Annotated in this window: 5 protein-coding genes; 1 reads left to right on the top strand and 4 read right to left on the bottom strand. The window is 65.6% G+C overall.

Annotation, left to right across the window (positions count from 1 at the left end; genetic code table 11):
• Positions 1-371, top strand: a 371-nt coding sequence (locus tag QZ213_RS25790; RefSeq protein WP_365885326.1) for a BrnA antitoxin family protein, incomplete at its 5' end; no start/stop codon positions are given.
• 77 nt (positions 372-448) lie between these two features.
• Here the strand turns inward: QZ213_RS25790 and gspM are convergent.
• From gspM to QZ213_RS25770, 4 genes are read right to left on the bottom strand one after another with little or no spacing between them, the layout of a single operon-like run.
• Complete coding sequence (gspM, locus tag QZ213_RS25785; RefSeq protein WP_291688888.1) at positions 449-1,015, bottom strand: type II secretion system protein GspM; 567 nt, start codon at positions 1,013-1,015, stop codon at positions 449-451.
• Entirely contained in the window at positions 1,012-2,064 is a 1,053-nt protein-coding gene (locus tag QZ213_RS25780) for a PilN domain-containing protein (protein WP_291688887.1), read from the bottom strand. The genes gspM and QZ213_RS25780 overlap by 4 nt, the downstream gene beginning before the upstream one ends.
• On the bottom strand, positions 2,061-2,987 hold the full coding sequence (locus tag QZ213_RS25775) for a type II secretion system protein GspK (protein ID WP_291688886.1): 927 nt from the start codon (positions 2,985-2,987) through the stop codon (positions 2,061-2,063). The genes QZ213_RS25780 and QZ213_RS25775 overlap by 4 nt, the downstream gene beginning before the upstream one ends.
• Before the next feature lie 18 nt (positions 2,988-3,005).
• Positions 3,006-3,710, bottom strand: a complete 705-nt coding sequence (locus tag QZ213_RS25770; RefSeq protein ID WP_291688885.1) for a prepilin-type N-terminal cleavage/methylation domain-containing protein — start codon at positions 3,708-3,710, stop codon at positions 3,006-3,008.
• Positions 3,711-3,802 lie beyond the last annotated feature (92 nt).

Raw genomic sequence — 3,802 nt, 5'->3', positions numbered from 1 at the left:
CGTGGTGGTGTTTGTCTCCTTGGGTAAGGAGGCTATCAGCGTCATCAGCGTGCGCCCAGCCAGCAGGAACGAAAGGAAGCTATATGCCGAACGCTAAGAAGAAGAAGGGTTATAGCGCCAACGATCTTCGCGAAGTGAGCGATAATCCGGAATGGACCAGGAAAGACTTTGCTAAGGCGCGACCATTTGCGGAAGCCTTACCCGAACTCGCTGCGTCGATCCGTAAGGGTCGCGGTCCGAATAAGGCACCGACGAAAAAACTGGTTTCTCTCCGGCTGTCTGGAAAGGTGCTTGAAGCGTACAAAGCAAAGGGGAGGAATTGGCAGTCACGGATCGATGAGGACTTGCGCCGCATCAACAAGATCAAATGAATCTTATAAACGATGCGCCATACCCTACCCCCAACTCGCGGCGGCGCGGTCATTTCAGAAACGGCGGATGCTTCCGTCTATTTGCTGCCCTGCCACTGCCCGGACACGCCGAGCACGACCCTGACCCGTCCCGATCCGCTTTCGTTCAAGGCCGTCGTCTGCGGCACCTGCACGTCGAGCTGATCAACGAACAAGAACGGCATGCCGGCCTCGAGATCGTAAAGCAGTTTCTGCAGGGCGGGCTGCTCCATCTCGCAACTGACGACCAGCCCGACCAGGCCGTCCCTGGCCTGCGTGCCGAGCACGTCGACCTGCGATGACTGGATGGTTCCGCCGACATTGCCGACCGCGGACGCGACCCGCTGCAGCAGCGTGGCGCCGGCGACGGTAACGGTCGGTCCCTCCAGGAACGGCGTGCCCGGATGCTGGGCCGCCAGCGCGGCCGCATCCCCGCCGCGCGGCTTGCGGCCCCGCAACTGGTCCAGGAGGTCGGCGGTCTGCGCCAATGCCTGCCGATGACCGACGATATCGGAGATCGAAAAGCCGGCCGTCGCCAGCAAGCCGCCGAGTACGGCGGCATACAGCACGACCGCGATCAGCGGCGAGCGCGTCAACGTGCGGGCGATGGCGTTTGCGGAGTTCATGGGTTTGCCGTGTTCTTCGGTTCGATCCGCGCCTCGATATGGAACCGCTCGCCGGGATCGGAGGACGAGCGCGTCGTCGGGGCGTAGAAGGTGGCGCGGGTGAAATGCTGGGATTGCTCGATCAGCGGGATCAGGGAGGGCGCGTCGCGGGTGATGCCGGCGATCTGCAGCTTGTTGCCGGCCAGATGCAGCTCGGTCACGTAGGTATTGTCAGGCAGGACCTGGCTCAACGCGTCGAGCACGAGCACGCTGGCAGGCGTCTCATATTTGCGCCGCTCCAGCGCCGCGATCGGCGAGCGGTCGCCGTCACTGCCGGAGCGAATGGCGGCACGCCGCTGCGATATCTGCAGCGCGAGCTCGCTTTCCTGCGCGCCCAGGTCATCCGCGATATAGGTCGCTGCCGTCGCCGACAGTAGCGCGGCCGCGGCCGCGACCCCGAGCGCGACCGAGAGCGACCGGCTCAAGCGACCGGCGTCCAGATGTCCGCGCGCCTTCTGCTCGAATACCTTGACCCGGCCGGCGTTGCGCTCGGCGACGTCGGTGCAGACGGCAACCGCGGCGGGATGGAAGCCGGAGACCGCCTGCACATAGCTCATCGCGACCTTGCGCGTGGTAGCCGCAATCACCGTGGTGATGCTCTCGGTGCCGCTTTCGGAAGGCGCGCTGCAGCCGAACACGGCCTCGCTGGCGTTCCACGGCGTCAGGCGGTCGATCTGGGCGCGCACGATGCCTTCGAGGAAATCCCCCGCCCGTGCCGGGAGTTCAAGCGGACGAAACAAAAAACGCGTGGGCTGGAGCACGATCTCGACCCGGCTTCCCTTCAGGACAGGCGCGAGACTGGGTGCGGAGAACGCTCCATCCGCGAAGGCGATCCGCGCCGGCAAATTGTCCGCCTTGACCGCCGCCTCGACGGCGAAGCCGCCCTGCTCGTCTTCGATCAGCCTGACCACGCGCGGCGACACCACGCGGTCGAAACCGGCTGTCACCGCGGCGGCCACGCTGCCGGTCCATGCGTTGAGGATCGCGCCGATGGTTTCAAATTGCTTCATCCCGGAAAGGCCCTTTGCGGCGCCGCGCCACCGTCGGAGGCGTTGCGCCATGACAATATCCGATAAGGCTCGGCGCCGCTTTCGAGAAGCAGGATCACGGCTTCCGCCGCACCGCGCCGCCCGTTGCCGGTATCCACGCCGACTGTTATCCGATAGGTTTTGGAGCCGGCGAGCGTCGCCCCCTCGCCGCCGGCGATCCCCGGCAGCGATCGCGGATCCTGCGCCGGATCGGCCCGCTGCGACAGCACTTCCTGCAGGTTCTCCGGCGTCATGCCCGGCAGCGCCGCCACCACCTGTGGCGCGGCATCGCGAATATTGACCGATGCGAGATTGCTGAACACCGTGACGAACGGCAACATCTGCTCCACAATGGCCGGCGGAATTCCCTTGACCAGCCATAGCTCCTCTGCGGCCGGAAATGGCGCGTGTCGCGGGAGATAGGCGACACCGGAAGTGCGGTAGAAGGAGTTCTCGGGATCGTCATCGCCCAGTTCGGTCGATGCGCGCCAAGCCAGGATGCGGTCGGCATAGCCGGCCGCGTCCGACGGAGCCGCCCCCAGCCCGGCCATCAAGCCCGTGAGCAGGCCCTTGGGCGCGGCATTGAGGTCGATGCGCGCGGCTTCGGATCGAAACGTCACGATCACCCTGCCCGCGCCCACTCTGGCATTGAACGTGCCGCTGGTCGGACGGACGGCTTCATTGACGGAAGTCAACTGATAGGCGGTGAGTTCAACGCCGGCGGTCTCCAGCGCCTCGGCCTGGACCCGGTCGGTGCTGCCGGCCAGGACGACGGCGGTGTTGGTGACGTAGGTCAGATAGATCAGCACCAGCGCCGACAGCGCCGCAAGGATCCAGAGTACGGCGACGACAATGAAGCCCCGTGCGTTCTGCCGTTTGCCGCTGGATACGAAATCGATCTCCATGCCGTCAGATACAGCCCGTCAGAGCTGCTCCTCCTTTTTCTCGGTGGCCGGTTTCAGCCGCGCGGTCAGGCAGGCGGCGGCATTTTTCGCCCGCACGCATTCGGCCCAGGCGTCGGCGTGAACGACGGTCGCGCTGGACACGCTGAGCACCTGCCCGGTCGTGCTGTCGCGCACCGCGACACGGATTTTTTCCGGCAACTGCAACTGGCCGCGCCAGTCCGGCTGCCAGACCTGATCCGGCCCCGCATAGGAAAACGTCACGCGAAACGGCGAACGGATCAATACCACCTGATCGGCAAAACGGATCTGCGCGTCTCCCGGCATCGGCACGAACGGCGCGCGCTCGCGCACCAGCGCGAGACCCTGGCTGTCGGCCTTCTCTACCAGCCGGACGATTTCGAGGCCGGGACGCGTGTTGGGACCGACCGCGGTCCGCACGAAGGTGACGGCCAGTTGGGACCCCTCGAACAGCGGGACCTTGGCCTCGCCATTCATCGGCATCATCTCAGCCACCGACAGATCCGCGACGATCCGGTCGAGGCCGAGCGCCAGCCGTTCGGCACGCTGTACCCGCACCATCCCCCGATTCCAGTTCGGCAGCCATTGTGCGGTCACCGTCGCCAGCGCGGCGAGGATCACCGTCATCAGCAGAGTCGCCACCAGCACTTCGACCAGCGTGAAGCCTGCCTCATCGGTCAGCGCGCGTCGCGGGATCGAGCTCATTCGGCGGCCTTCGGCACCAGCCGTACGGTGGTGAGCTGGATCGCCGGACCATTGGACGCCTGCAGCCGCATCGTGACGGCGAGCGGCACAAA

The organism is Bradyrhizobium sp. (assembly GCF_017881085.1).
GTDB lineage: Bacteria > Pseudomonadota > Alphaproteobacteria > Rhizobiales > Xanthobacteraceae > Bradyrhizobium.
The sequence above is the reverse complement of the archived record's forward strand: the minus strand, read 5'-3'. Positions and strand labels throughout refer to the sequence as shown.